This window comes from Acidobacteriota bacterium (genome assembly GCA_018001935.1).
Classification (GTDB): Bacteria; Acidobacteriota; JAAYUB01; order JAAYUB01; family JAAYUB01; genus JAGNHB01.
Genome location: JAGNHB010000034.1, coordinates 1 through 25,996, shown reverse-complemented (window position 1 = coordinate 25,996; position 25,996 = coordinate 1). Strand labels below are relative to the sequence as shown.

Sequence of the window (25,996 nt, the reverse complement as noted above, 5' to 3'; positions counted from 1 at the left end):
CGGCCACCCGTGCGCCTCAGGAGGGATTGAAGACGTTCTTCCTCGAACGCCGGAGCCGGAGAACCTTCTGGACCGGCACGGGGATGAGCCGTTTCAGGCCGAAGGCGGAAGGGGCCCGGTGATAGGCCAGCTTCACCCGGGCATCGAACCTGGAGTCGATGGCCACCGAGACGACGCGCATGACGTAAGGCCCCACGGGGTACTTTTGCCCGGGCTTGACCTGGGACCGGATGATGTTCTTCGCCGGGATCGTCAGGAAAACCTTGTACTCGGTGAATTCCTCCAGCAGGTCGGGGGCGAGGGAGATGTAGACCTTCGCCAGGAGGAACTCCTTGCAGTCGATGTCCATCCGGTCGGACTCCCGTGCCTGCAGGATGGCCCGGATGTTGTCGAGTTCCAGGTTGGAGCAGTAGTAGCGGAGGTCGGTGGCGACGATCACCTCGTCGTCCCTCCCGCTCGCCTCCATCTGCTTGAGGCGCTCGCCAAGCTTGGTGATGTCCTCGTCCAGGAGGCGGCGGGAGATGGGGTCGAGCTTGTCGAGGCCCACCAGCCCCCGGGAGGTGAAGTTGAAATGGCGGCGCTGCAGAACTATGCTGGCGTGGGCACTGGCGGTCTTGGACACGCACACGAGCCCCCGCTTGCGGTTCAGGTGGGCGGGGTTGGCGATGACGGAGGGGTCGTCGGTGTCCGCCCCGATGAAGACCTGGGTGCCCTCGGAGAGCAGGATTTCCTCGGTGTCGCCGGGGGCGGGGAAAATCCGGATGGCGAGGATGATCAGCGCGAGCAGCAGGGCGAAGGGGAAACAGTACAGGAAGGTTTCGATGTAGGGCCGGTTCTCGCTGACCACCGTGTCGAGGATCCGGTTGACCCCCTTGATCCCGTCCGCCGGCTGGTGAACGAAGATGAAACGCTTGAACAGGGAACCGTTGTTCCCCAGGAAGGCCGAGGCGTTTTCCATCAGCGGACTGGCCCGGAGGTACCCGTTGGCGTGGATGGACATGTCCCGGATCAGCTCCATGTCCGCGTTGCTGCCCAGCAGGATGAAGTAGACCGGGATGCCGGCCTTCTCGAGCAGGTCGAGGGTCTGGGAGCGGGAAAACGACTTCACCTGGTCGGGGTGGGTGAACCGCTGTCCCGGGTAGTCCTCCTTGCCGGGGTCCAGGATCCCGTCCGTGATGAGGATGAAACGGGCGACGCACTCCTGGGGGTACTCCTGCCGGATCCGGACCGCCTCCTCGAGGGCGCCGTAGAAGTCGGTGTGCAGGGCGTCGTTGCGGAAGGCTTCCGGGTGGTCCACCAGGATCTCCCGCGTCCCGCCGAACAGGATGATCCGGTTCTCGTAACCCCGCAGGTGCTCGAGGATCTCGCGGAGCACCTGGACGCGGTCCTTCGTGGGGTCCATGTGGGGAACGGACCGGGAGTTGTCCACGAGGAGGATGTTCACGCCCTTGCTGCCCGCGCAGTCCCGCACCGCTGCACCCACCGCCTGCGAGCTGCTCCAGAGGCACAGAAGTGATAGCAGAACAAACTTTTTCATCGCTAAACTGAACTCCCGCGACCCTCATTATAGCGGAAGTTCAAAGCGCTCCGAAAGAGAATCCTCGGGTGGGGCCGCACTTTTTCAGGGGTTCATCGGGGCTTCCCCTTGTTCGGCTCCTCCCGCGGCGCCTTGGCGACGGGCGGCTCCAGGCCCTTGAGCAGGGCGACCCGGAACGGGTGGACCTCCCCGGTCATGATCCCCCCGGCGACGGCGGGGTCGCTCTCCATGATTTTCCTCGCCTCCGCGTCCGACGGGGCCTCGAACACGACGATGCCCAGGGGGGTGGCCTCCAGGGTGCGGCCCGCCAGGATGACGGTCCCCTCCAGGGTCAGACGCCTGAGGTGCTCGAAGTGGCTTCCGACAATGGCGTTGTCCTTGTCGGTCCAGGCCTGGTCGTCCAGCAGGCGCGGCACGAGCCGCAGGATGTATACGTACTGCTTCATCCCGCTCTCCGGCACAGACCCGCTTCCCGCGACCGGGAAGGTGAACGTCAGGACCCCCAGCAACACAACGATGGTTCGGATCATGGCTTTCCCTCCTGTCCAGGATGTCATCCCCGTGAAAAGCCCCCCCCGCCTTCCGGGTGATGGCTCAAGCAACGGTTTTGCAAACGCCTTCTATTCGATATTCGCCTTTTGCGGGCGCATCCAAAGGGTTCCTCCGGCTGCCGGCCATCACCCCGCCGGCGATGGGCCGGTGCGCCCCGAGCCTCTCGCCGCCCCGCCCTTCACGGGGCCGGCCTGGCCGGCCCGCCGGACGCCCGCCCCCGCCCGGTCTCCGCGAACACCGCGGACCGGATCGTGACCACCACGGCCGCGGGCGGGGTCGGCGCCGGCGCCCGGCCGAGAGGGAACGCAACCTCCCGGGCCTTCTCCGGGGACAGGGGGCCGCGGAACGCGGGGCCGTCGGCGGTGACGGCGTCCACGTACTCCACGAAGACCCCGTCCGGCGTCGGGGCCGACACTTCCAGGACCAGACCCCGAAGGGTGCGGCCCGCCCCGTTGACCACGCGGCAGGCCACGATGGGCGGCCCGCCCCCCTGCGGGGCCCGGACCTGCCAGGTCACGTCCACGCCTTCCCGGGAGCACCGCCGCGGCTCCGTGCCGGTCACCGCGGCGGGCTCCGACGGGGAGGCCGGCACCGCGGAGGCCGTGAGGGGGTCGGGGGCCGTCTTCGCCAGGTTGTCCCGGATCGGCTTCACGATCCCCAGCCGTTCCGCCTGCTTGACGGCCGTGGGGCTGGTCAGGGCCAGGAAGAGCGCCACCCCCCCAACGGCGACGCCCGCCAGGAACGCCAGGAAGGCGAGCAGGCACCCCCCGCAGCCCCGGCGGGTTTCCACGGGCTCGTCGTAGCGGTCGTCATCGAATCCTTCCGTCATCTTCCCTATTATAATTGACATCCTCGCAAAAAGCCCGGATTCTGATCTCACAGAGGCACAGAGGCACGGGGAAGAATCATAAGAATTGTTGATTCTATTAAATACGATTTGCATTTCTCCGTGCCTCCGTGCCTCTGTGAGAGAAAAGGATTTTTTTGCGAACGCATCAAAATTGACGCGGTCGCGAAATGCTCCCCATGCTGGTCCGTGGTTCCGTTCGGGGTGCCCGCCCGAACCACCATTTTTTGCTATGCAGTGCGGAAGCCGTAGTATAATGGACTCGGACTGCGTCCACCGAGGCATCGATGAAAGGGAACCCGGAAGATCGACTGACCATTCTGAAGAACGCCCAGATCCTCACGATGAACGCCCGGCAGGAGACCTGGCAGGGCGACATCCTCATCGAGGAGGGGAAGATCACCGGCATCGGCAAGTACGACACCTCCCTGTCCAACGTGGTCCAACTCGACGGGCGGATCGTCTGCCCGGGGTTCGTCCAGACCCACGTTCACCTCTGCCGGACCATTTTCCGCGGCCTCCCCGCCTGGCGTCGACACGGCGCCGGCCTCCGGCGCACGCTGACCGCCCTCGAGGCGGCGCTGACGACCGAGACCGCCTACCTGGGCGCCATGATCGCCGGCATGGAACTCATCGCCTGCGGGACCACCTCCGTGATGACCATGGAACCCGCCCGGCACATGGACCCGGTGTTCGAGGCCATGCGCACCCTCGGTCTCCGGGCGGTGGTCGCCCGGAGCATGCCCGAGGACTCCCCCGGTCTCCCCTTCCCGCTCCGGGAGAAGCCGGCGGCGGCCATCAAGGATTGTCTCCGCCTGATCAAGCAGTGGGACGGCAAGGAGGACGGGCGGCTCCGTTTCGCAGTGGCTCCCCAGGCCATCCCCGCCGACGGCGACTCGGCCTTCCGGCTGGCGCTGGAACTCGCCCGGGACCAGAACGTGCCCATCGTCATGCACGGGGCCGAGTTCCCGGAAGACGTCCACCGATGCATGGAGAAGACCGGTCGCCGGACCATCGCCGCGCTCCTCTCCCAGGGCGTGCCCGGGAACCGGCTGTTCCTGGCCCACGGCGTGTGGGTGGACGACGAGGAGATGGCCCTGATGGCGAAGGAGGGTGTTCACGTCCTCCACTGCCCGACCTCCAACCTGAGCCTGGGGGCCGGGGTGGCCATGATCACCGAGATGGTCCGGGACGGCATCCGGGTGACCCTTGGTTCGGACGGCGTCCCCGGCAGCGAGAACCTCGACATCTTCGGGGAGATGCGGCTGGCTTACGCCCTCCAGTCACAGCGGAAGGGAACCGAGGCCCTCGAGCCCGCCGACATCCTCCGGATGGCCACCGCGGACGGGGCCCGCGCCCTGGGGATGGACGCCGTGACCGGGTCCCTGGAGATCGGCAAAAGGGCGGACCTGGTCATCTTGAAACCCAACGTGTTCCACGCGGGGTTCGCCGCCAACCCCGCCAACGCCCTGGTCCGGGCCTGCACGCCCGCCAACGTGGAAACCGTGATGATCAACGGAGACTTCGTCTTCCGAAACGGCCGTTTCTTCGGGATGAACAAGGAAGAGACCGTCGAAAAGGCCACCCGTGCCGTCCCGGAGCTTCTCCGCCTCGCGGAGCAGTACGGGGCCTCGAACCCCGGGCCGGTGTCATGAGGGTGGGCGGAGACTCCCACCGCTGCGCGACCTGCGGGAAACCCCTCCGGCCCGGTGACCGCCGCCCCTTCGAACCGTTCACCTACTGTTCCCTTCCCTGTTTCAGGACCTGGATCCACCTTTCCGGCACGGAGCGCGAACACCGGCTCGCCCGTCCCCCGGCCCCCCCGCCTTGCCGGTCCGCCGGAAATGCCGAAGGGCCCCGCATCCGACCCCGGACCCGGAAGGCCCTGGCGGCCTTGGCCGTGCTCACCGTGGCGGTCGCGGTCGGCCTGCTCTTCGCCCTGATCGGCCAGGCCCCGGCCCCGTCAACGGCGCCGGGGACGCCGCCCACGAACGCCGGTTTGCCGGAAACGCCGCCGGAGGCCGGTCGAACGCCCATTCGCCCCCCGGCCCCGGAACCGCACCCGGCCCCGTCGCCCGAAACGGTCCCGCCCGCACCCGAAGCGACCGCCCCGAAACCGCCCGGGAAAATCGCCCCGGACAACGGGGCCCCAGCCGGCGGCACCGGACTCGGGCACTCGCGCCGGGCCAGTGCCGGGGACCTTGCCGTGCGCCCGGAGCCGGAGGACCTCCCCGTGGCGTTTTCGGAGCAGGTCGTCGAGGCGGTCGAGAACGGGGCCCCCGAGGCCAACGGGATCCACGGCATGGTCCGCGGTCGCAGGGACATCTCCGAGATCAGCCTGACCTTCGACGGGAGCTGGGACAACCGGGGGGTCGACCCCATCCTGGCCGCGCTGGCATCCCGCCAAATCCGGGCGACCTTTTTCCTCTCGGGGCCCTTCCTCCGCGCCCACCCCGACACGGTGCGCCGGATCGTCCACGCCGGCCACGAGGTCGGGAACCACCTGTGGGAACACATCCACCTCACCACCTTCACCCGGAACCGGCGCCACGACCTGGTCCCCGGGATGACGCGGGCGCGTTTCCACCGCCTGCTGACGGAAAACGAGGCGATCTTCCACCGGATCACGGGCGTGAGGATGGCGAAACTCTGGCGCGCCCCCTACGGGGAGACAAACCCGACCCTCGAGGGCTGGGCCGGCGAGCTGGGCTACATCCACGTCTCCTGGACGAACGACCCCGGCCGGGGCCGCTCCATGGACACCCTGGACTGGGTCTCCGACCCCGCCTCCCGCCGCTACCTTTCGGCCAACCAGATCCGGGACCGCATCATCGGCTTCGACCTGGGCCGGCAGGGGGGGGCCAACGGCGCCATCATCCTGATGCACGTCGGGAGCCAGCGCCGGGGGGACTACCCCTGGGAGCAGCTCAACGAGGTCATCGACCGGATGCGCGCGAAAGGGTACAGCTTCGTTCCCGCCGGCCGGCTGGCCTCCGAGTTCCTGACGCGACGGCCGATCCCCGTTCCGGACCTCGCGAGTCCGTGACCGGGGCGGTCGAGGCAGCGCCCCATGAAAGAATGCAAGCGATGCGGGGCCTGTTTCCCGGACACCCACCTCGGGTGCCCCGACCATGGCGACACCCTCGAGCCGAGCCAGGAGGGCTCGCCCTGCATCGACGGGAAGTACCTCCTCCAGCAGCGGCTCGGGCACGGCGGAATGGGCGTCGTCTACCGGGCGAGACACCTCCACGTGGGGAAGGACTTCGCCGTCAAGCTCATCAGTCGCCGGGTCAACCCCGGCGACGACGAAACCTTCCGCCGGTTCCGCACCGAGGCCCTGGCCCTGGGCAAACTCGCCCACCCCGACATCGTGACCGTCACCGACTTCGGCATCGACCCCCGTTCCGGGGGCCTCCCCTACCTGGTCATGGAGTACCTGGAAGGTCAACCGCTGAACCGGCTGCCCCCCCCGACCCCCGAGGCGGCCATGGAGATCCTGGGGCACGTGGCGTCGGCCCTCGACTACGCCCATGCCCAGGGGATCCTCCACCGGGACCTCAAGCCCTCGAACATCTTCGTCAATCCCGACGGCAACGGGGAAAGCGTGCAGGTCAAGGTCCTCGACTTCGGGCTGGCCAAGATCCTGTCCCCGGATTCCGAACCCCGTCAGGACGCGTCGTCGCCGGGCACCGGTGGAGCCCCGCCCCGCGGCGGGGACATCCACGACCTCGACACTCACCCCGCAGGAGCCTTCAGCCTGCCCGACAGCCTCTTTGCCCGGCCGGGTTTCCCCGACGGCGACACCACCCGGTCCGACTCCTGCATCGGCACACCCGGCTACATGGCGCCCGAGTCGGTCAGCGGCCTGCACTCGGTTTCCTCGGACATCTACTCCTTCGGGGTCATCGCCTACGAACTCTTCACGGGCCAACCCCCGTTCGCCGGAAACGTCCTCGAGGTGATCACCCGGAAGATCATGGGCGACCCCCTGTCCCCCTCGACGGTCTCCGCCGTTCCCCCGGAGATGGACGCCCCCCTGCTCCATGCGCTCCAGAAGAGCCCCGCGGAACGCCCCCCCACGGCGACCGCCGCCGTCGAGGCCCTCCGCGCGTCGTTCCGGGCCGCTCAGCAGAGGCTCTGGAAAGCCCGGGCCTACCCGCGCCGCGCGCTCGCAGCCCTGATCGTGGCCCTCGTGGGGGCGTGGGGCTGGCTCCACCTCGTCGAGACCCCCTTCTGCCGCAAACTGGAGAACCCCCTGGTGGACCTCCGTTTCAGCCTGGCGTCCCCCCGCTCCCCGGCCGTTCCCGTCCAGCTCGTCCTCTTCGACGACGCCACCCTCGAGGCGGACCCCACACCCCTCCCGGAAAAAGGCGAGGAGGCCGGCAAGGTCATGACCGCGATCCTGGACGCCGGGGCCCGGGGAATCGCCGTGGACATCCTCCTTCCCGACCAGTGGGGAAGGACGGCATTCACGGACCTGGTCTTCCGCTACCCCGACCGGGTGGTGCTGGCGTCCTTCTCCCAGGGCGACCGGGTGATCGGGCCCGAGGTGTTCCGGAACGACCCCCTGGTCTGCGCCGCCCTGAACGACCGCTACCCGGGGTGGGAGGACCGGATCTTCGCCTTCGTGAACATCGAACCCGACAGTGACGGGGTCTTTCGCCGCATGACGCCCCGTTTCATCGACCGCCGCGGCGTCCGCAGGCCGTCCCTCGCCTGCCGGATGGCCCAGTTCGCGGGGAAACGGCCGGAGGCCGACGCCCCCTGCCTGATCGACTTCACCATCGATCAGCGGATGATCCCGACGCTGTCGTGGAAGGACGTCGCCCGGGAGGTCAGGGAGAACCCCGGGCGTTTCCGGGACCGGGTTGTCCTGGTGGGGGCCGACTTCACCGGGTCCAGCGACCGGATCTTCCGGGTGCCCCCCGGCGGCGGCGGCGCAGGGGAGACGACAGGGGTCGTCCTGCAGGCCCTCCAGATGGAAACCCTGGCTTCCGGCACCGCCCCGCGGCCGCTCAGGGGCTTCGGCGCCACGGCGCTCGCCGGGTTTTTCTGCCTTCTCTCCGCCCTGGCGGTCCTGATGCCGGCCCGGAAGTCTTCGATCTTGTCCCTTCTTCTTCTCGTTGTTATAATGGTGGGTGTCGTTGCCGTCACCCTTTTCCGCCTCGACCTGGGGTTGCTCGGAGTGGCGGCGACGTGGGTCGGTGTGCTGGCGTCCGCAGCGGCTGCCCTGGTTTACCGGGTCTTTTTTCCGTCCGCCCTGCCTGCCGGCCGGTCGGTCATCCCCCTGGCCTTATGCGTTCCCGGCACGGCCTCGCGAGCCGCCGACGCCGGTACGGAGACGGTCATCAAGGAGGTCTGAAATGAGGAAACGGTTGGTATCGATCGCCTTCGCGCTGGTCGCCGTCTCCGTGCCCGCCCTGGCAAAGGGCGGCCCCACCGGGCCCACGGCCATGATCACTTTCCTCCAGGGCGCCGCCACCCTTGAACGGTCCGGGGAACAACCGGCGGAGGCCGCCATCTTCTCCCGCTTGACCGAGGGAGACGCCCTCCAGCTGCCGGCCGGGGCCCGGGCCGTCGTCGTCTTCATCGACGGGAACCGCTGCGAACTGACCGGCCCCTGCCGGGTCGTCGCCCTCAAGAGCGGCTTCTCGGGCGACAAGGCCCAGGTGAAGCCCCTCGCCCCCGTCGCGGTCCGAGCCGCCGTGGCCCCCATCGCCACGGAGGCGGGGCGCCACCACGCCGCCACCCGGATCCGGGGCGCGCGGGTCGAGGAGTTTGCCATCCAGGACCTCCGCCCCGCCGGCGGAGACTGCATCCCCGCCGACAACGCGATCCTCAGTTTTCGCCCCGTGACCGGCGTCGAGAAGTACCGGGTCGAGATCGAGGACGAGATGGGGCAGACCATCCTGGACACGGAGGTGCACTCCGCCGAGGTCCAGGTCTCCCCGGGAATCCTCCAGCCGGGCGGCAGTTACTTCTGGAAAGTCCGCACCCTGGGCCAGATGGTCCCCCCCAAACGCGGGGACGCGGTCTTCATCACCCTGGACGCCGACAAGGCCGCCGGGCGGACCGCACTGAAGAAAATGGCGGAGGCGGCCATGGACCCCTCCCTGTGGCTCCTGCTGGCGGAGTTCGACGTCTCGGCCGGGATGGCGCGAGAGGCCTGCCGCAGCATCGCCGTCGCCCTTTCCCTCGCCCCCGGGAACCCGTCCGTCCAGGCCGTGGCGGACAAGGCGGGGTGCAAGTAAAGGCTGTAGGGGTTTAGGGGTTTAGGGGTTTAGGGGTTTAGGGGTAGGGCGAGGCAATGTGGAGATTCACCCTTGATGGATTCGCAAAGACCGAATATCCGAACGGGAAAGTGTTTTCAGGGCCTTTGTTTGAGCCATCGCCAGGAGGGCGATGGCACTTTTCGCGGGGATGCCGCCCCTGGGCCTTGATCCACCCGACGCTGACGGCGCCGGCGGCAATCCGGGCACCGCGTTCCCTGTAACCTAAACACCTTCAGTCTAAAAGGCTAATTACCTGTTATGTCCATCTATCTCGACAACGCCGCCACCACGCGCCCGGACCCCCGGGTGGTCGAGGCCATGCTGCCCTACCTCTCCGAGCGTTTCGGGAACCCCTCCTCCCTGCACGGCCTCGGCCAGCAGGCCCGGGCCGCCGTGGAGCAGGCACGGCGCCACGTCGCCACCCTGATCGGCGCCGAAGCGGGAACGATCTTCTTCACCGGCAGCGGCACGGAAGCCGACAACCTGGCCATCCTGGGCGCCGCCGCCGTCGCGGGCGAACGGCGCCACGTCGTCACCACGCGCCTCGAGCACCCGGCTGTCCGCAAGACCCTGGCGCACCTGGAGTCCAGGGGGTTCGAGGTCACCGCCCTCGCCCCGGGGCCCGACGGGGTCGTGCCCGTCGACGGCTTCGCGGCCGCCCTGAGGGAGGACACCGTCCTCGCCTGCGTCATGCATGTCAACAACGAGATCGGGACCCTCCAGCCCGTGGGGCCCATGGCGGAAGCCGCCCGGCGGCGGGGGGCCCTCTTCCTCACCGATGCCGTCCAGAGCGTGGGGAAGGTCCCCGTGGACGTGGCCGCCCTCGGCGTCGACTTCCTGGCGCTCTCGGCCCACAAGTTTCACGGGCCCAAGGGGGTCGGCGCCCTGTACATCCGCCCGGGCAGCACCCTCCAGCCCGCCCTCTTCGGCGGCGAGCAGGAGAAGGGGTACCGCCCCGGGACCGAGAACGTGCCCGGCATCGTCGGCCTCGGCGAAGCCTGCCGTCTGGCCGCGGAGTCGCTGCCCGCCTTCGGGGGGACCATCGGCGGTATCCGCGACGCCTTCGAGGCGGCGTTGACCCGGCAGTGCCCCTGGGCCGTCGTCAACGTTCAGGGGGCGCCCCGGTCGCCCCACGTCAGCAGCGTCGCGTTCCCGGGCGTGCACGGGGACGCCCTGGTCATCGCCCTCGACATCGAGGGCGTGGCGGCTTCCGCCGGTTCGGCCTGCCACTCGGGTTCCGTCGCCCCCTCGGCCGTGCTGGACGCCATGGGGTACCCCCCCGAGATCCTGCACGGGACGGTCCGGTTTTCCTTTTCCCGCTTCAACACCCATGAAGAAGCCGCCCGGGCCGCGGAGGTCGTCGCACGAACCGCGGCGTGCATGCGGGACTCCCTGGGCTGAGGACCGGGCCGCGCGGCCCCCCACGACCCGGGGCGGCCTCGGGAGCTTTTTCGCAGCCGTTTGGAAGCCGGGCGGAGTGGCGACGGTCAGGGTGACGGGGGGGGGGGGAGAAGGCGGGGGCGATTGGGATTGCGATTGCAGCGATTGGGATACCGGTTGCGGTAGGGGTCCCGATACCGATCCCGATACCGATAGACTTGGTTCACGATAAACAGGGAGGGAAAAACAATGGAATCCAAGAACGATGACGGCGGCGGGCAGGTCCTGCTGATCACCACCGACGCCCTGGGAAGCGGCAACGAGGAACTCGGACGGGTCCTGATGGTCAATTGCCTCCGAACCCTGGCCGCCGCGGAGCGTCTCCCCGCCGTGGTGCTGCTCATGAACGCCGGGGTGAAGCTGGCCCTGGAGGGTTCTCCCGTCCTCGACGCCCTCCGCGGGATGGAAGAGCGGGGCGCCGAGATCCGGGCCTGCACGACGTGCCTCAAGTTCTTCAATGTCCTGGAGAAACTGGCCGTCGGGACCGCCAGCGGGATGGGGGAGGCGGTGGAAACCCTCACCCGTGCCGCCCGGACGATGACGCTGTAGGCCGGGGAGACCCGTTTGCGCACGGTCCGCTTCATTTACAACGTCCTTCTTTACCTGACCTTTCCCCTGCTCTTCCCCTGGTTCCTCTACCGGCGGGTGGTGCGGGGGAAGCCGTTCCCCGACGTGGCCGCACGCCTCGGCCGGAAACTGCCCGAGCCGCCCCCCGAGGGGGTCGAGTCGGTCTGGATCCACGCCGTCAGCGTCGGGGAGGCCCTAATGGTGGGCCCCCTCATCGCCCGGATCGAGGCGGACCCGGCTCGTCGCGTCATCTACCTCTCCACCACCACGGCCACGGGCCGTGAAGCCGCGCGGAAGGCCTACGGCGACCGGGTGCGCCTCCTCGCCTGCCCCTTCGACCTCCCCGGGGCCGTCCGCCGCGTGCTGGACCGGCTGCGCCCCTCCCGGCTCGTGATCGCCGAGACCGAACTCTGGCCCAACCTTATCACCCTCGCCGCCCGCCGGGGCGTCCCCGTGGCCGTCGTCAACGGGCGCATTTCCGACCGCGCTTATCCGCGCTACCGGCGCGTCCGGCCCTTCATGGCCCCGTTCCTCCGGCAGCTGGACGCGATCCTGGCCCAGTCCCCCCGGGACGCCGAGCGCTTCGTCGCCCTCGGCGCGCGCCCCGAAACCGTCCGGGTCAGCGGCAACCTCAAGTTCGACGCCCTGAAGGCCGTGGTGCCCGACGACGCCCTCGCGGCCCGGGTGCGCGACGCGTTCGGGGAGCCTGACCCCCGGGTGATGCTGTGCGGCAGCACCACGGAAGGCGAGGAAGCCCTCCTCCTGGGGCCTTTTCGCCGCCTGGCCGACGACTTCCCGCGCCTGCGGTGGGTGGTGGCCCCCCGGCACCCCGAACGCTTCGAGGCCGTGGCCCGGCTCTTCGCGGACGCCGGGTTCCCCACGGCCCGGCGCTCCCGGCTCCCCGACGCCGCCGTCCCGTCCGCCCGGGTGGTCGTTCTCGACACCATCGGGGAACTCTCCCGCCTCTACTTCACCGCTGACCTGGTCTTCGTCGGCGGCAGCCTGGCGCCGAGAGGCGGGCACAACATCCTCGAGCCCGCCGCCGCCGGGAAACCCGTTCTGGTGGGACCGTCCATGGAGAACTTCCGGGAGATCCTGGACGCCTTCCGCGAAGAGGACGCCGTGGTCGTCGTCCCCGACGCCCCCGCGCTGGAAGCGGCCCTGCGCCGGCTGCTGGCGGACCCCGCCGCCGGCGCCGCCCTCGGCCGACGGGCTGAATCCGTCACCCGTTCCCGGCAGGGGGCGGCGGAGCGCTGCCACGCGGCCCTCTTCGGCCCTTCGAACCGCATCTGAAGCCGGACGGCCCGGTGATGGGCCTTGCAATGACCCGGCTTTTTCGTTACCCTGAGAACTTGGTCCGGCTCGGACCGGAAGGGAGTAAAACATGAAAGTCAAGTACTGGTTGATCGGCGCCGGCGTCCTGGTGGTACTCCTCCTGGTCCTGACGGGCCTCTTGTCGGGGTTCATCACCGACTTGTGGTGGTTCGGGGAACTCGGCTACGAGAGCGTGTTCTGGACCAGCTACAAGGCCCAGTACTTCCTCTGGTTCGCGGGTTTTTTGTTCACCCTGGCTTTTTTCTTCTTCAACGTGCGCCACCTCGCCCGCCTGCCCGGCAAGCGCTTCGACGACCCCCGCATCCAGGAGGTCGTGGACACCGTGGACCGCTTCATCCCGCTGGCCGCCAAGGTGGTCGCCGTGATCCTGGGCATTTTCATGGCCGGAGGGCTGGGGTCGACCTGGAAGGAGGCCCTGGTCTATCTGAACGCGGAAGCCTTCGGCCTGAAGGACCCCGTCTTCGGCCACGACCTGGGGTTTTACCTGTTCTCGCTCCCCTTCATCCAGGCGGTCCGCCAGTGGTTGATGACGCTGACGGCCTTCACCCTGGTCGGGGTGCTCGCCCTGGGCTTCCTGAAGCAGAAGATCCGCTTCGACGGCGGCCCGCCGGAGTTCGAGGCCGGGATCCGCCGCCACGCCGGGGTGCTCGGCGCCGTCTTCCTCGGCCTGATGGCCTGGGGGTACTGGCTCGGACGCTACGACATCCTCAATTCCACCCGTTCCGGGAGCTTCTACGGCGCCGGGTACACCGACGTCCACGCCCAGCTCCCCATGACCACGGCCCTGGCGCTGATCACGGCCCTGGCCGCCGTGGGCGCCGTCGCCCTCGGTTTCGACCTGATCCGGAAGAAGGGGGTGATCGTGCTGGGGGGGCTCTTCCTCCTGGCCCACCTCGTTTCGGTCATCTACCCGTCGATCATCCAGAAGTTCGTGGTCGACCCCATGGAGCAGAGCAAGGAAACGAACTACATCCGGCACAACCTGGAGTTCACCCGGCGGGCCTACGACCTCGACAAGATCGAGGAGAAGGCCTTCGTCCCCAAGGGAGACCTCACCGCCGAGGACGTCCGGATCGACACGCCCACCATGAAGAACGTCATGCTCTGGGACTACCGGCCCCTGGCCAGCACCCTGGACCAGCTCCAGGTGATCCGTCTCTACTACAATTTCCCGGACGTGGACATCGACCGCTACCGGCTCCCGAGCGGCGACTACCGCCAGGTGATGCTCGCGGCCCGCGAACTCGACCAGGGGAAGCTCCCCGGCAACGCCGCCACCTGGGTGAACCTCAAGTTCGTCTACACCCACGGCTACGGGGTCACCATGAGCCCGGTGAACGTCGTGACGAAGGAAGGCCTTCCCGAGTTCTTCCTCAAGGACATCCCCCCCGTCTCCACCGCGGGCCTGAAGGTGGACCGCCCCGAGATCTACTTCGGCGAGAAGACGGACAACGCGGTGATCGTGCGCGGCGCCAACATCCAGGAATTCGACTACCCCGTGGGGGACAGCAACCAGTTCACCACCTACCGGGAAAACGCCGGCGTCTCCATCGGGTCCTTCTTCCGCCGCCTCATCTTCGCCATCGACCAGGCGGACATCAACATCCTTTTCTCGGGCTACATCGCGCCCGGCAGCCGGATCCTGTACCACCGCAACATCAAGGAACGGGTCCGCCGGATCGCCCCCTTCCTCCAGTACGACGACGACCCCTACCTCGTCGCCGAGGACGGCCGGCTCTACTGGATCTGCGACGCCTACACCACCTGCGAGGGCTACCCCTACGCGAAGCCCTTCGCGGGCCGGGTGAACTACATCCGCAACTCGGTCAAGGTGGTCATCGACGCCTACAACGGGAAGACGGACTTCTACCTGATCAACGAGGCGAACGACCCCGTCGTCCGTCTCTACGCCCGCATCTACCCGGCGCTCTTCAAACCCCTGGCCAAAATGCCCGAAACCCTCCGGCGGCACCTGCGGTACCCCCAGGACCTCTTCGACATCCAGGCCGCCATCCTGGAGGCCTACCACATGGAGGACCCCAACGTCTTCTACAACAAGGAGGACCTCTGGAACATCGCCAACGAGAAGGCGACGGACAAGGTCACCCGCATGGAGAGCTACCACGCCATGATCCGGCTCCCCGACGCGGAGCGCGAGGAGTTCATCCTCATGGTGCCCTACACCCCCAACAAGCGCGACAACATGATCGCCTGGCTCTGCGCGCGCTCCGACGGGGAGCACTACGGGAAGATGCGGGTCTACAAGTTCCCCAAGCAGGCCCTCACCTACGGGCCGATGCAGGTCTCGGCCCGCATCGACCAGGACCCGGTGATCTCGCAGCAGCTGACCCTGTGGAACCAGCAGGGGTCCAGCGTGAGCCGCGGGAACCTCCTGGTCATCCCGGTCCGGGACGACGTGGTCTACATCCAGCCCATCTACCTCCAGGCCACCAGCGGCAAGCTCCCGGAACTCAAGCGGGTCATCGTCACCTACGGCAACCGGGTGTCCATGGAAACCACCCTGGAGGAGGCGCTGAACAAGGTGTTCGGCGGGGCGGCGCCGGCTGCCGCGGCGAGCGCCCCCCCCGCGGGGCCGGCCGGGACCCCTGCCGCAACCCCGCCGCCGTCCGCGCCGCCGACAGGCCCCGCGGCGGAGGTCGCCGCCCTCGCCCGGGCCGCCCGCGAGCGCTACGACCGCGCCCAGGACTTCCTCCGCCAGGGGAACTGGGCCAGGTACGGCGAGGAGATGGACGGTCTCCGGAAACAGCTGGAGGAGTTGGTCGAGGCCGCCGGCGGGAAGGGGTCGAAATGACGACTCCCGGCCGGGAAAAGGGCGGGCGCCGATCACGCCCCCCGCGGGGGAAGCCGTGAGCCGATGCCCCCTGGAGGAACTCCGCGAACGGATCGACCGGGTCAACGCCGACCTGCTGACCCTGTTGCAGGAGCGCGCCCGGCTGGTGCTGGAGATCGACCGGGTCAAGTCCGGTCAGGGCCTCGACGGCTACGACCCCGGCCGGGAGGAGGAGATGCTTCGCACCCTCCTGGCCGCCGGCTGCGCCCCCTTCGACCCGGCGGGGATCCGGGAGATCTTCTCCGCCATCTTCCGCGCCTCCCTCGACCTGATGGAGACGAACCGCCGGCAGGCGATGCAGGTCTACCGGCCCAACCTCCTCCCGTCGGGCGGGATCCGGGTGGGGCCCGCCGTGTTCGGCGCCGGGGCCCCCGTGCTCATCGCCGGGCCCTGCTCGGTGGAGTCCGAAGCGCAGATGGAGGAGATCGCCGTCTTCCTCAAGCGCTTCCCCGCGGTGCGGATGCTCCGGGGGGGCGCCTTCAAGCCCCGCACCAGCCCCTACTCCTTCCAGGGGCTCCGCGAGGAAGGCCTGAAGATCCTGCGCGCCGTGGCCGACCGGCACGGCTTCGCCACCGTCACCGAGGTGCTGGACACCGCCACTCTCGACCTGGTGGCCGCCCACGCCGACATGCTCCAGGTCGGGGCCCGGAACATGTACAACACCGAGCTGCTCAAGGCCATCGGCAGGATCGGCAAACCCGTTCTCCTCAAGCGCGGCTTCATGGCCACGCTGGACGAACTGCTCCTCTCCGCGGAGTACATCCTGGCGGGGGGCAACAGCGCCGTCGTCCTCTGTGAGCGGGGCATCCGGACCTTCGAGCGGCTGACCCGCAACACCCTGGACCTCGGGGCCGTCCCGCTGCTCAAGCAGGAAACCGCCCTGCCGGTCATCGTCGACCTCAGCCACGCCCTCGGACGGACCGACATCCTCCCACCCTGCGGGAAGGCGGCGCTGGCCGCGGGGGCCGACGGCCTGATGGTGGAGGTCCACCCCACCCCCGCCCAGGCCCTCTCCGACGGCTTCCAGCAACTCGACTTCAGCGGCTTCACGGCCTTGGTGTCCGCCCTCGGCCTGTAGGCCGGCAGAACTTCCAGGGTCTCCTGATCCGGTTCCTGGAGAACCACGCGGGGAAACCGGATCCCTGACCCCGACCCTCAAGGACAACCCGCAAAGGAGATACCCATGATTCGGAAACCGATTCGACTGATTTCTCATCGATTGGCCTGGACGATCGTGACGGCTGTTCTGTCCATCGGCACGGTGCCGGCAGGCTCGACCCGGGTCCTGAAAAGCTGGAAGAGCCCGCTGGCGGGCCAGGTGCAGCTGGCCGGCAAAAAGGTGGCGGTCTTCGTGGTCAGCGCCGACGAATCCATGCGGCAGGGGCCGGAGGAGACCCTGGCGACCGAGTTGCGCAGCCGCGGGGTGGACGGGGTCGCCGGATACACCGTCCTTCCCGTCGAGCTGACCCGGAACACGGAGAACGCCAAGGCGTTTCTGAAAAGGGTCGGGATCACCTACGCCATCATGGTCCGGCTGGCGGGAAAGGAGGAGGAGATCAACTACGTCCCGGGGACCACCTGGTACGCACGTCCCTATTACCCCTCCTTCTGGGGCTACTGGAACTACAGTTGGGCGGTGGTCGGCACCCCCGGATACGTCTACTCCCAGACCGTCGTGTCGCTGGAGACCCTCGTCTATTCCATCGAGGAGGACAAGCTTCTCTGGGCCGGCGCCAGCCGGACCACCGACCAGGGGGACATCCGGAAAGAGGTGAAGAAGCTGGTGGCTGCCGTGGGCAAGCAGATTCGAAAGGATGGGCTGCTACCGGAATAAGGCCATCAACATTACACACCCCAACCCGGATGAACCGGAAAAAGAACCACGAACCACACGAACGGGTCGTCTCGACCTCAGGCAAGTCGCCGCGGGGAAAGATGGAACGCTGACTGGCCGATGATACGTTTTCCGCTCCACGGTGTGGGTCAACCGTCGATCCCATCCTGCCCATCACGAAACGATTGCCCGCAGGGCTTTCGTACCCCTTGGCCGCGTCCTTGGCTATCCGGTTTTCTTTGCGATCTTTGCGCCTTTGCGAGATCAAGATCCGGATAGGCTCTCGCCAAGGCGCCACGCTCGCAAAGACAGACCGCCTTGGCCGCAAATACCCCTCCCGGCCGCCGTCTCGAGAGATCGCCGACAACCTGTCCGGAGGGTTTGTTCTTGCTTTGTGGCAACAGTCGGACCCAGGCTGTTTCCGACCCTCCGGGCCGAAGACCTTGGCACCGCCAAGGAAGAAACCCCGCAAACCGGCTGCTGTTCATCTGCACGATTGCCGGATGAGGCCTTTTTGCGGGGTCGTCAGGATTGATTTTTTTTCTGAACTTTATTATAAGATGAATCGGATTGACAATGAAACGCTTGGGTTGCGCTTGATCCGGAGAAGGCGAGGCGATGAACAGGGGTCGTAATCAGAGCAAGCAGTTTGCCCTTGAAGCAGCAGAACCTCGATCCGTGATTACCCTGGAGGGCCTGGAGGAGCGGCAGCGGTTCATGCAACTGCTGTCCGAAATCTCCTCCTGTTTCATCAACCTCCCCGCCGACCGGATCGACGGCAAAGTCGAAGACGTCCAGCGCCGCATCTGCGAAATCCTCCACCTCGACCGTTCCACGCTCTGGCAAGCCCTCGAGGGAGAGCCGGGGATCATGCTGGTCAAGATGAACCGCCTTCCGGAAAGCCCGCAGGACCCCGAGCGGATCGACGTGGGCGACCGCTTCCCGTGGACGCTGGGGAAGGTCCTCGGCGGGGAGACGCTCGTCGTCGAGGACCTGGCCGACCTCCCGCCGGAGGCGGGCCGCGACCGGGACAGTTTTCGCGCCATCGACGCCCGGTCCATCGTGGTCGTGCCGCTGTCCGTCGGCGAAGGGCCCGTGACGGGCATGCTGTCCTTCTCGCTCATCCGCGGGCAACGGCGCTGGACGGAAACGGCCGTGAAGAGCTTCGAGATCATCGCGCGGATGTTCGCCAACGCCTTCGCCCGCAGTCGGGCCGAAAAGGTCCTGGGAGACCGTCTGCGTTTCGAACTCCTGGTGTCGGACCTTTCCGCCCGTTTCCTGGCCGTCCCTTTCGATCAGGTCGACAGCGAAATCAACCAGGCCCTGGGGGAAATCCTCGCGTTTTTCCAGGTCGACCGGTGCGGCCTGATTGATATCCGGCAAGACATGGCCAGGGCCAGGGTCACGCATGCCGCCTACGGAGAGAGCATCGAGCCGGTTTCGGGGGAGATCGACCTGGCCGACCTGTTCCCGTGGAGCTACGGTCAACTGATCCAGGGCCGGCCCATCAACGTCCGCCGCCTGGAGGACTACCCCGCGGATGCCCTGAGGGACCGGCAGTCTCACGCGGCCATCGGGAACCAATCCGTGCTCAACATCCCTGTGGCGGTCGGCGGCAGGGTTTCCCGGACCATCGTCATCATCCACACCCGCCGGCAACAGGTTTGGCCGGAAGCGTACATCCCCCGGCTGCGCCTGCTGGGGGAGGTCTTCGCCAATGCCCTGGTACGTCGGGAGAACCAACTGGAACTGGAGGGGCAGCTCCGGTTCGAGCGGCTCCTGGCCGAGACCTCGGCGCATTTCGTCGATTTGCCGGCGGACCAGGTGGACGGCGAGATCGTCGAGGCGCAGCGCCGGGTCTGCGAGTGCCTGGGACTGGACCTTTCGGCGCTCTGGCAGTGGAAGGCGGAAACGCCGGGCATCGGAACGATGACGCACCTCTATCGCCCCCTCGGCGGCCCGCCGCCTCCCGACCCCATGAATACCCACGAGTATTTCCCCTGGTGCCAGCAACAAGTGGAGGCCGGCCGGACCGTCGTCGTCCCCTCCCTTGAGGCGCTCCCGCCCGAGGCGGCCCGGGACCGGGAGGTCTGGCGACACTTCGGCATCAAGACCTCGTTGACGTTCCCGCTGTCGGCCGGGGGAGGCCCGATCATCGGGGCCTTGTCCTTCAACACCATGCGGGAGGAGCGCACCTGGCCGGAGCTTGTCGTCCAACGGCTTCAACTGGTCGCCCAGATGTTCACCCAGGCCCTCGTGCGCAAGAAGGCCGAAACGGCGCTGCGCGAGAGCGAGGCGCGCCTGAGCCTGGCGACGGAGGCCGTGGGGGCCGGCCTGTGGATCCTGGAGGTCGACTCCCAAAAGGTCTGGGTTTCGCCCCAGAGCCGGGAGTTGTTTCAATTCGCCCCGGACGAGGAGGTCCGCTACGCGAGTTACTTCCGGGTGATCCACCCCGAGGACCGGGAGCGGGTCGATCGGGAGGTGCAGCAGGCCCTGCAGTCCGGGGAGCGGCTCCGGTGCGATTACCGCATCCTGCTGCCCGACGGGACCCTCCGCTGGATCGCCGCCCACGGGCAGCGATACCTGAAAGCGGCCGGAGAGCCGGTGCGCCTGATGGGTTTGTCGCTCGACATCACGAAACAAAAGGAAGTCGAGTTGCAGATCAAGGCGCAACTCGACGAGATCGGCGCCCTCCAGCAGCGGCTCGAACGAGAGAACGTCTACCTGAAGGAGGAGATCAGGCTCCTGGGCGAGCACGCGGAGATCGTGGGGCAAAGCGCCGCCATCCGGAAGGTCCTGAGCAAGGTGGAGCAGGTGGCCCGGACCGGCTCCACGGTCCTCCTCCTGGGCGAGACCGGGACCGGGAAGGAACTGGCGGCCCGGGCCATCCACGGCCTGAGTTCCCGGAAAGACCGTCCGCTGGTGACGGTCAACTGCGCCGCCCTGCCGCCCACGCTGATGGAATGCGAACTGTTCGGCCGGGAAAAGGGGGCCTACACGGGCGCCCTGACGCGGATGGTCGGTCGTTTCGAGCTGGCGGACGGCTCCACGCTCTTCCTCGACGAGATCGGTGAAATCCCCCTCGAACTCCAGAGCAAGCTGCTCCGGGTCCTGGAGGAAGGCAGCTTCGAGCGGTTGGGCTCGACCAAGCCGGTGCGCGTCGACGTGCGCATCATCGCCGCCACCAACCGGGACCTGGAACAGGACGTGAAGGACGGAAAATTCCGGCGGGACCTTTACTACCGGCTGAACGTGTTCCCCATCGTGATCCCCCCCCTCCGTGAGCGCCCCGAGGACATTCCGTCCCTGGTCCGCTCGATCGTCAAGGAATTCCAGAAGCGGATGGGGAAGGAGATCGAGAGCATCCCCCGGAAGACCCTGCAGGACCTGCAGGCCTATCCCTGGCCGGGCAACGTCCGGGAGCTGAGAAACCTGATCGAACACGCCATGATCCTGAGCAACGGGAAGGTCCTGGAGGTTCACCTGCCCCGGAGCGCCTCCCCGGAAGCCGAGGCCCCCGGCAACCTCCAGGAGATGGAACGAACACACGTGGCAGCCGTGCTGGAGAAGACCGGCTGGCGCATCGCCGGGCCCGGCGGCGCCGCCGAGGCCCTCGGGCTCAAACGGACCACCCTCCTCTCGAAAATGAAAAAACTGGGGATCCGGCGATCCAACAAGCCAATGTCGAAATAACGTCTTCTGTCTATATTTCGACACATCACCCTGCCCCTCCCGGTTTTGACTGTCCCGCCATTTCCAGGCATAACCCATTACCCAACGGCAGTTGACAGGCCATGGGCGCTTCGGCTTCCCTCTGGCATGCGTTTCGCAATCACCTGGCGTGATGCGGGGAGAAACCATCCAGAAAGATCGAACGTGCCGCGGGACACACGGGCGCGGCCCGGAGCGCCGCGCTGCGTCCGCGTACCATCGCCCTCCGGGCGATGGACGATCGTGCCGCGGGAAAAACGTGCGCGGCCCGGAGTGTCGCGCTGCGCCCGAAGCGACTTGTTTTTGATCGAAAAAAGGCCTTTATGCCACCCCGAACTTCAAGATCACCCGTGAACCGACCGCCGCACACGAACTGGAGAAGCCCATGATTCTAGCGAGCATCCGGATGACCATCCCCCCCGAAAAGAACGGCGAAGTCATGAAAATCCTCGGGTGGGTCGTGGAGCTGTGCCGGGACGACCCGAATTGTCTCAAATGCAACCTGCTGGGGGACCTGCGGGAAAGGAACGTCCTGGTGCTCGAACAGGTCTGGAGGGCCCAGGAGAGCCTGGACCTTCACCTCCGCTCGGAAGAGTACCGCAACCTGCTCATGATTTTGGAGTTGTCCCTCGAAAAGCCCGAGATCCGGTTCGACACCATCTCGGATTCGACGGGGATCGAAACCATCGAAAGGGCAAGAAGCGCCGGGAAGTCGAATGAAAGTTGACGCCATCGTAAAAGACCTTTTCTCTCGCAGAGGCACGGAGGCACGGAGAAATGCAAATCGTATTTAACAGAATCAACAATCCTTATGATTCTTCTCCGTGCCTCTGTGCCTCCGTGAGATCCGAATCCGGGCTTTTCGGCCGTGTCAAACAAGGAGAATAAATCAAATGAAATCCAAGGCGATCATCTTTTCACGAGCATGGCGGATCAGCCTCGTCGCGGCGATCCTGGGTGCGTTTATCGGGCTGGTGGCGGCCCAGGGGGCGGACCCGGCGGCCATGGCCGGCCAGTACGCGGCCAAGGCGCGGGAGAACGCCGCCCTGACGCGGCAGTTCACCTGGCAGATGCGGGTGGAGATCACCCTCAAGGGTGAAACCAAGCCGGCCCTGCTCTTCCAGATGCGCTACGACCTCGACGGAAAGCTGCAGAAAACCCTTTTGACCGCACCCTCCCAGAAGAAACCCTCCAACGACGCGAAGGAGTGGGCTGAAAAACTGGTCGACCTGGTACAGGATTACCTGGCGCCCAGTCCGGGCAAGATGATGGACTTCTACATCGGCGCCGCCTACGCGAAAAGCCCCGACGGCCGGATCCAGGCCTCGGGGAGCGCCTTCATCCAACCGAGCGACAAGGTCACCTTCTGGGTCGACGCGGAGACGAAGGCCCCGGTCCGCTACGAGTTCCAGACCGTTCTGGACGGGGATGCCGTCAGCGGGAAAGTGGATTTCGGGCAGGCGCCGAACGGGCCGCAATACGCCGCCCGGCTGGTGATCGACGTGCCGGCGAAAAAGGTGTCGGCCAAGATCGAGAACTTCAAGTACGAGAGGCAGTGACCGGGAGGAGGGGAACGCATGAATGCGACCCGGATCCGGGGCCTGGATCGGGAAGCGCCGTCAAAAACCGTTGCGTCCCCCTCTTCCTACTTTTCAGGAGGTAATGAGATGAAATCAACGACGACCTTCTTCTTACGAGCAATGCGGACCAACCTCGTCGCGGCGATCCTGGGCGCGTCCATCGGGCTGGTAGCGGCCCAGTCGCCGGACCCGGCGGCCATGGCCGGCCAGTACGCCGCCAACGCCAAGCAGAATGCGACCGTCATGCGTCAGTATTCCTGGCAGATGCGGGTGGAGGTCACCCTCAAGGGCGAGCCCAAGCCGGCCCAGCTCTACCAGATGCGCTTCGACGCGGACGGCAAGCCCCAGAAGACCCTGCTCAGCGCGCCGCAGGAGGAACCGAAAGGCCGGGGCCTCCGCGGCCGGATCAAGGCGAACAAGATCGAGGACTTCAAGGAGTGGGCCGCGAAGCTGGCCGAATTGGTGAAGAACTACATGGCGCCCTCCCCGGGCACCATGCTGGACTTCTACGCCAAGGCCGCCCTGAGCCCCTCCCCGGACGGCACCGTCCAGGTTTCGGCCGGCGGCTTCATCAACCCGGGAGACCGGGCCGTCTACTGGCTCGACAAGGAAACCAAGGTCCCGCGCCGCTTCGTCTTCGAGACGAAGCTCGAGGGCGACGCCGTCAAGGCCACCGCGGAATTCGGCCAGGTGCAGGGCGGGCCCCAGTACGTGGCCCGGCTCACCATCGACGTCCCGGCGAAGAAGGTCTCGGCGAAGATCGAGAACTACAACTACCAGCGGCAGTGACCGCGGGAGGACCCATGAAAACAAAAACCGTGATGATTGTCTGCCTGGCGTTTGCCGCCGGCCTGACCGCCCTGGCCCAGGGATCGCGGGACACCGGGTGGCCCCGGATCCGGACCGCGCCCGACGGGACCCGGGTGGTGATCCACCAACCCCAGGTGGACCAGTGGGATTTCTATGTCAAGCTGGATTTCCGCGTGGCCGTGGAGATCTGGCTGCCCGGCGCGAAGGCGGGCATCCCCGCCGCCGTGCAGATGACGGCCGAGACCACGACCGACCTGTCCAAGCGGACCGTGGTGGTCTACAACCAGAAGGTCGTCCGGGTGAACTTCCCGTCCGCGGACGAGGACACCGCCCGGAAGCTGTCCACGCTCCTGACCGGGCTCGTCCAGTCGGCGCCGATGAAGCTCTCCCTGGACGAGGTCCTGGCCTACGTCGTCCCGGCCGGCACGGAACCCGCCGACGCGCCCGCCCCCGCGGCGCCGGCGCCGGAGGTTCGGACCATCCCCGTGCAGCCGGACCCGCCGGTCATCCTCTACAGCCAGACCCCGGCGGTGCTGGTCCTCTTCGACGGCGACCCGGTCTTCACCCCCGTCAAGGACACCGGCCTGCTCTTCGCCGTGAACACCAACTGGGACCTCTTCCAGGAAGAAGGTAAGCCGAACTATTACTTGCTCAACACCGACACCTGGTACCAGGCTCCCGCCCCCACGGGCCCCTGGGCCCCCGCCGGCAAGCTGCCCAAGGGGCTCTGGAGCCTCCCGAAGGAGAGCAACTGGGCGGACGTCCAGAAAAACCTGCCCGGCCGGACCACCACCAAGGCGAAAATGCCCCTCGTCTACGTCAGCGTCAAGCCGGCCGAACTGATCCTGCTCAAGGGGGCGCCGGTCCTCAAGCCCGTCACGGGCACGAAGCTCCAGTGGGTGTCCAACACCGAGAACGACCTCTTCGTGTACACCGTGGACAAGTCCTGGTACTTCCTGGTCTCGGGGCGCTGGTTCCGCGCCGCTTCCCCGCAGGGCCCCTGGACCTTCGCCAGCGACAAGCTCCCGGCGGACTTCGCCAAGATCCCCGCCAACCACCCCCGGGCCGCCGTCCGCGCGTCGGTGCCGGGGACGCCCGAGGCCCGGGAAGCCCTCATGCTGGCCCAAGCCCCCCACAAGGTGGAAGTCAAGCGCAGCGAGGTGAAAGTCGACGTCGTCTACTCCGGCGAACCGCAGTTCAAGACCATCGAGGGGACCACCCTGGCTTACGCCGTGAACACCGCCTTCGACGTGATCAAGGTGGGGTCCCGCTACTACACCTGCTACCAGGCGGTCTGGTTCACGGCCGCCGACCCCAAGGGGCCCTGGACCGTGGCCGACAGCGTGCCGAAGGAGATCTACACCATCCCGCCCAGCAACCCCAAGTACAACGTCACCTACGTCACGGTGTACGAGTCCACGCCGAGCACCGTCACCGTGGGCTACACCGCCGGCTACATGGGGGCGTTCATCCTCGGGGCCTGCGTCGTGTACGGCACGGGCTACCATTACCCGCCCTACTGGTACTACCCGCCGGGCATCCATTACCCGGTCTACTACCCCCGCCCGTACTCCTACGGGTGCGCGGCCGCCTACAACCCCTACACCGGGACCTACGCCCGCGGGGCCGTCGCCTACGGGCCCTACGGAGGTTGCGGTTACGCCGCCGCCTACAACCCCTACACCGGGACCTACGCCCGCGGGGCGGCCGCCTACGGCCCTTACGGCGGGCGCGGTTACGCCGAGGCCTACAACCCCTACACCGGTGCCTGGGGCCAGAAAGCGGCCGCCTACGGGCCCGGCGGCCAGGCGGCCTACGCCGCCCGGGGCTACAACCCCACCACGGGACGCGGGGGAGCCACCTACCAGCGGTCCACCCCCTACGCCAACTGGGGGCAGTCGGTGGTGACCAAGGGGGACGAGTGGGCCCGGACCGGCCACTACTCCGACTCCCGGGGCACCATCGCCGGCTACGAGACCTCCCAGGGGGGAAAGGGCGTGGGGATCTCCACGGACCACGGCACCACCACCGTGCGGCAGACCCGCAACGACGACCTGTACGCCACCCACGACGGGAACGTCTACAAGAAGACCGACGACGGGTGGCAGTCGTACGACAACGGGTCGTGGAACTCCGTCGACAAGCCGACGCCCCAGGGGAAATCCGCCGGCACGACGTCGACTTCGTCCTCGACGCGCCAGGGGAAGTCCGCCGGCACGACGTCGACTTCGTCCTCGACGCGCCAGGCGACGTCCGCCGGCACGACGTCGACCGCCTCCGGCCGGGCCCAGGCAACAACCGCCGGGAGTGCGTCCGGCCGGTCGTCGGCGTCCTCGAACTGGTCCCGGAACTCCCAGCAGCTTCAGCGCGACCAGCAGGCCCGCGCCACTTCCACCCAGCGCACGAAGAGCTACGATTCCTGGAGCAGCCGGGCCGGCAGCGGCGGTTCCCGCAAGAGCTCCGGCAGCAGCAGCGGTTCCCGCGGCGGTCGCCGCCGGTGACCCCGGAGTGCGGCAGCGCATCTTCGAGCTGCCTTTGGACTTCCCACGTAATGTCAAGCACTAAATTGTCGGGTGGTACCCGACGATTTATCTGCCTGGATGTTCTTTCCATTCATTCGGTTGATGTCGAAGAGGGTTCGGTTCTGTAACATCACAGAA

General features: G+C 67.3%; 18 protein-coding genes. 15 read left to right on the top strand and 3 right to left on the bottom strand.

From position 1 onward, the window contains the following. Positions 1-16 precede the first annotated feature (16 nt). The 3 genes from KA419_13175 to KA419_13165 form a co-directional block, all read right to left on the bottom strand. Complete coding sequence (locus KA419_13175; protein ID MBP7866888.1) at positions 17-1,537, bottom strand: VWA domain-containing protein; 1,521 nt, start codon at positions 1,535-1,537, stop codon at positions 17-19. Between the two features lie 92 nt (positions 1,538-1,629). After that, positions 1,630-2,067 (bottom strand): hypothetical protein, encoded by a 438-nt coding sequence (locus tag KA419_13170; GenBank protein MBP7866887.1) that lies wholly within the window; start codon positions 2,065-2,067, stop codon positions 1,630-1,632. A gap of 200 nt (positions 2,068-2,267) precedes the next feature. Continuing rightward, on the bottom strand, positions 2,268-2,918 hold the full coding sequence (locus tag KA419_13165) for a hypothetical protein (GenBank protein MBP7866886.1): 651 nt from the start codon (positions 2,916-2,918) through the stop codon (positions 2,268-2,270). Positions 2,919-3,223: 305 nt separating this feature from the next. Between KA419_13165 and KA419_13160 the strand changes: the two genes are divergently transcribed. The 15 genes from KA419_13160 (at position 3,224) to KA419_13090 (ending at position 25,837) form a co-directional block, all read left to right on the top strand. Then, complete coding sequence (locus tag KA419_13160; GenBank protein MBP7866885.1) at positions 3,224-4,591, top strand: amidohydrolase; 1,368 nt, start codon at positions 3,224-3,226, stop codon at positions 4,589-4,591. Then, positions 4,588-5,982, top strand: coding sequence for a polysaccharide deacetylase family protein (locus KA419_13155; protein MBP7866884.1), 1,395 nt, complete (start codon positions 4,588-4,590; stop codon positions 5,980-5,982). The genes KA419_13160 and KA419_13155 overlap by 4 nt, the downstream gene beginning before the upstream one ends. A gap of 24 nt (positions 5,983-6,006) precedes the next feature. Beyond that, complete coding sequence (locus KA419_13150; GenBank protein ID MBP7866883.1) at positions 6,007-8,298, top strand: protein kinase; 2,292 nt, start codon at positions 6,007-6,009, stop codon at positions 8,296-8,298. 1 nt (position 8,299) lies between these two features. After that, the gene (locus tag KA419_13145; protein MBP7866882.1) at positions 8,300-9,187 is read left to right on the top strand and encodes a hypothetical protein; all 888 of its coding nucleotides are present in this window, start codon (positions 8,300-8,302) and stop codon (positions 9,185-9,187) included. Positions 9,188-9,466: 279 nt separating this feature from the next. Continuing rightward, positions 9,467-10,609, top strand: a complete 1,143-nt coding sequence (locus KA419_13140; protein MBP7866881.1) for a cysteine desulfurase — start codon at positions 9,467-9,469, stop codon at positions 10,607-10,609. A gap of 228 nt (positions 10,610-10,837) precedes the next feature. Further along, positions 10,838-11,197 carry a sulfurtransferase-like selenium metabolism protein YedF gene (yedF, locus tag KA419_13135; protein ID MBP7866880.1) on the top strand — a complete coding sequence of 120 codons (360 nt, stop codon included), beginning with the start codon at positions 10,838-10,840 and terminating at the stop codon, positions 11,195-11,197. 15 nt (positions 11,198-11,212) lie between these two features. Next, the gene (locus tag KA419_13130) at positions 11,213-12,508 is read left to right on the top strand and encodes a 3-deoxy-D-manno-octulosonic acid transferase (GenBank protein MBP7866879.1); all 1,296 of its coding nucleotides are present in this window, start codon (positions 11,213-11,215) and stop codon (positions 12,506-12,508) included. A 91-nt stretch (positions 12,509-12,599) separates the two neighbouring features. Further along, complete coding sequence (locus tag KA419_13125) at positions 12,600-15,362, top strand: UPF0182 family protein (GenBank protein MBP7866878.1); 2,763 nt, start codon at positions 12,600-12,602, stop codon at positions 15,360-15,362. Positions 15,363-15,417: 55 nt separating this feature from the next. After that, positions 15,418-16,479, top strand: a complete 1,062-nt coding sequence (locus KA419_13120) for a bifunctional 3-deoxy-7-phosphoheptulonate synthase/chorismate mutase (GenBank protein ID MBP7866877.1) — start codon at positions 15,418-15,420, stop codon at positions 16,477-16,479. Positions 16,480-16,584: 105 nt separating this feature from the next. Next, a complete protein-coding gene (locus tag KA419_13115) occupies positions 16,585-17,235 on the top strand; it encodes a hypothetical protein (protein ID MBP7866876.1) in 651 nt (216 codons plus the stop codon). 678 nt (positions 17,236-17,913) lie between these two features. Then, positions 17,914-20,928 (top strand): sigma 54-interacting transcriptional regulator, encoded by a 3,015-nt coding sequence (locus KA419_13110; protein MBP7866875.1) that lies wholly within the window; start codon positions 17,914-17,916, stop codon positions 20,926-20,928. Between the two features lie 403 nt (positions 20,929-21,331). Then, positions 21,332-21,673, top strand: a complete 342-nt coding sequence (locus tag KA419_13105; protein ID MBP7866874.1) for an antibiotic biosynthesis monooxygenase — start codon at positions 21,332-21,334, stop codon at positions 21,671-21,673. A 166-nt stretch (positions 21,674-21,839) separates the two neighbouring features. Next, entirely contained in the window at positions 21,840-22,505 is a 666-nt protein-coding gene (locus KA419_13100; GenBank protein ID MBP7866873.1) for a hypothetical protein, read from the top strand. A gap of 108 nt (positions 22,506-22,613) precedes the next feature. After that, positions 22,614-23,315, top strand: coding sequence for a hypothetical protein (locus KA419_13095; protein ID MBP7866872.1), 702 nt, complete (start codon positions 22,614-22,616; stop codon positions 23,313-23,315). Positions 23,316-23,329: 14 nt separating this feature from the next. After that, entirely contained in the window at positions 23,330-25,837 is a 2,508-nt protein-coding gene (locus tag KA419_13090; GenBank protein MBP7866871.1) for a hypothetical protein, read from the top strand. Positions 25,838-25,996: the final 159 nt, after the last annotated feature.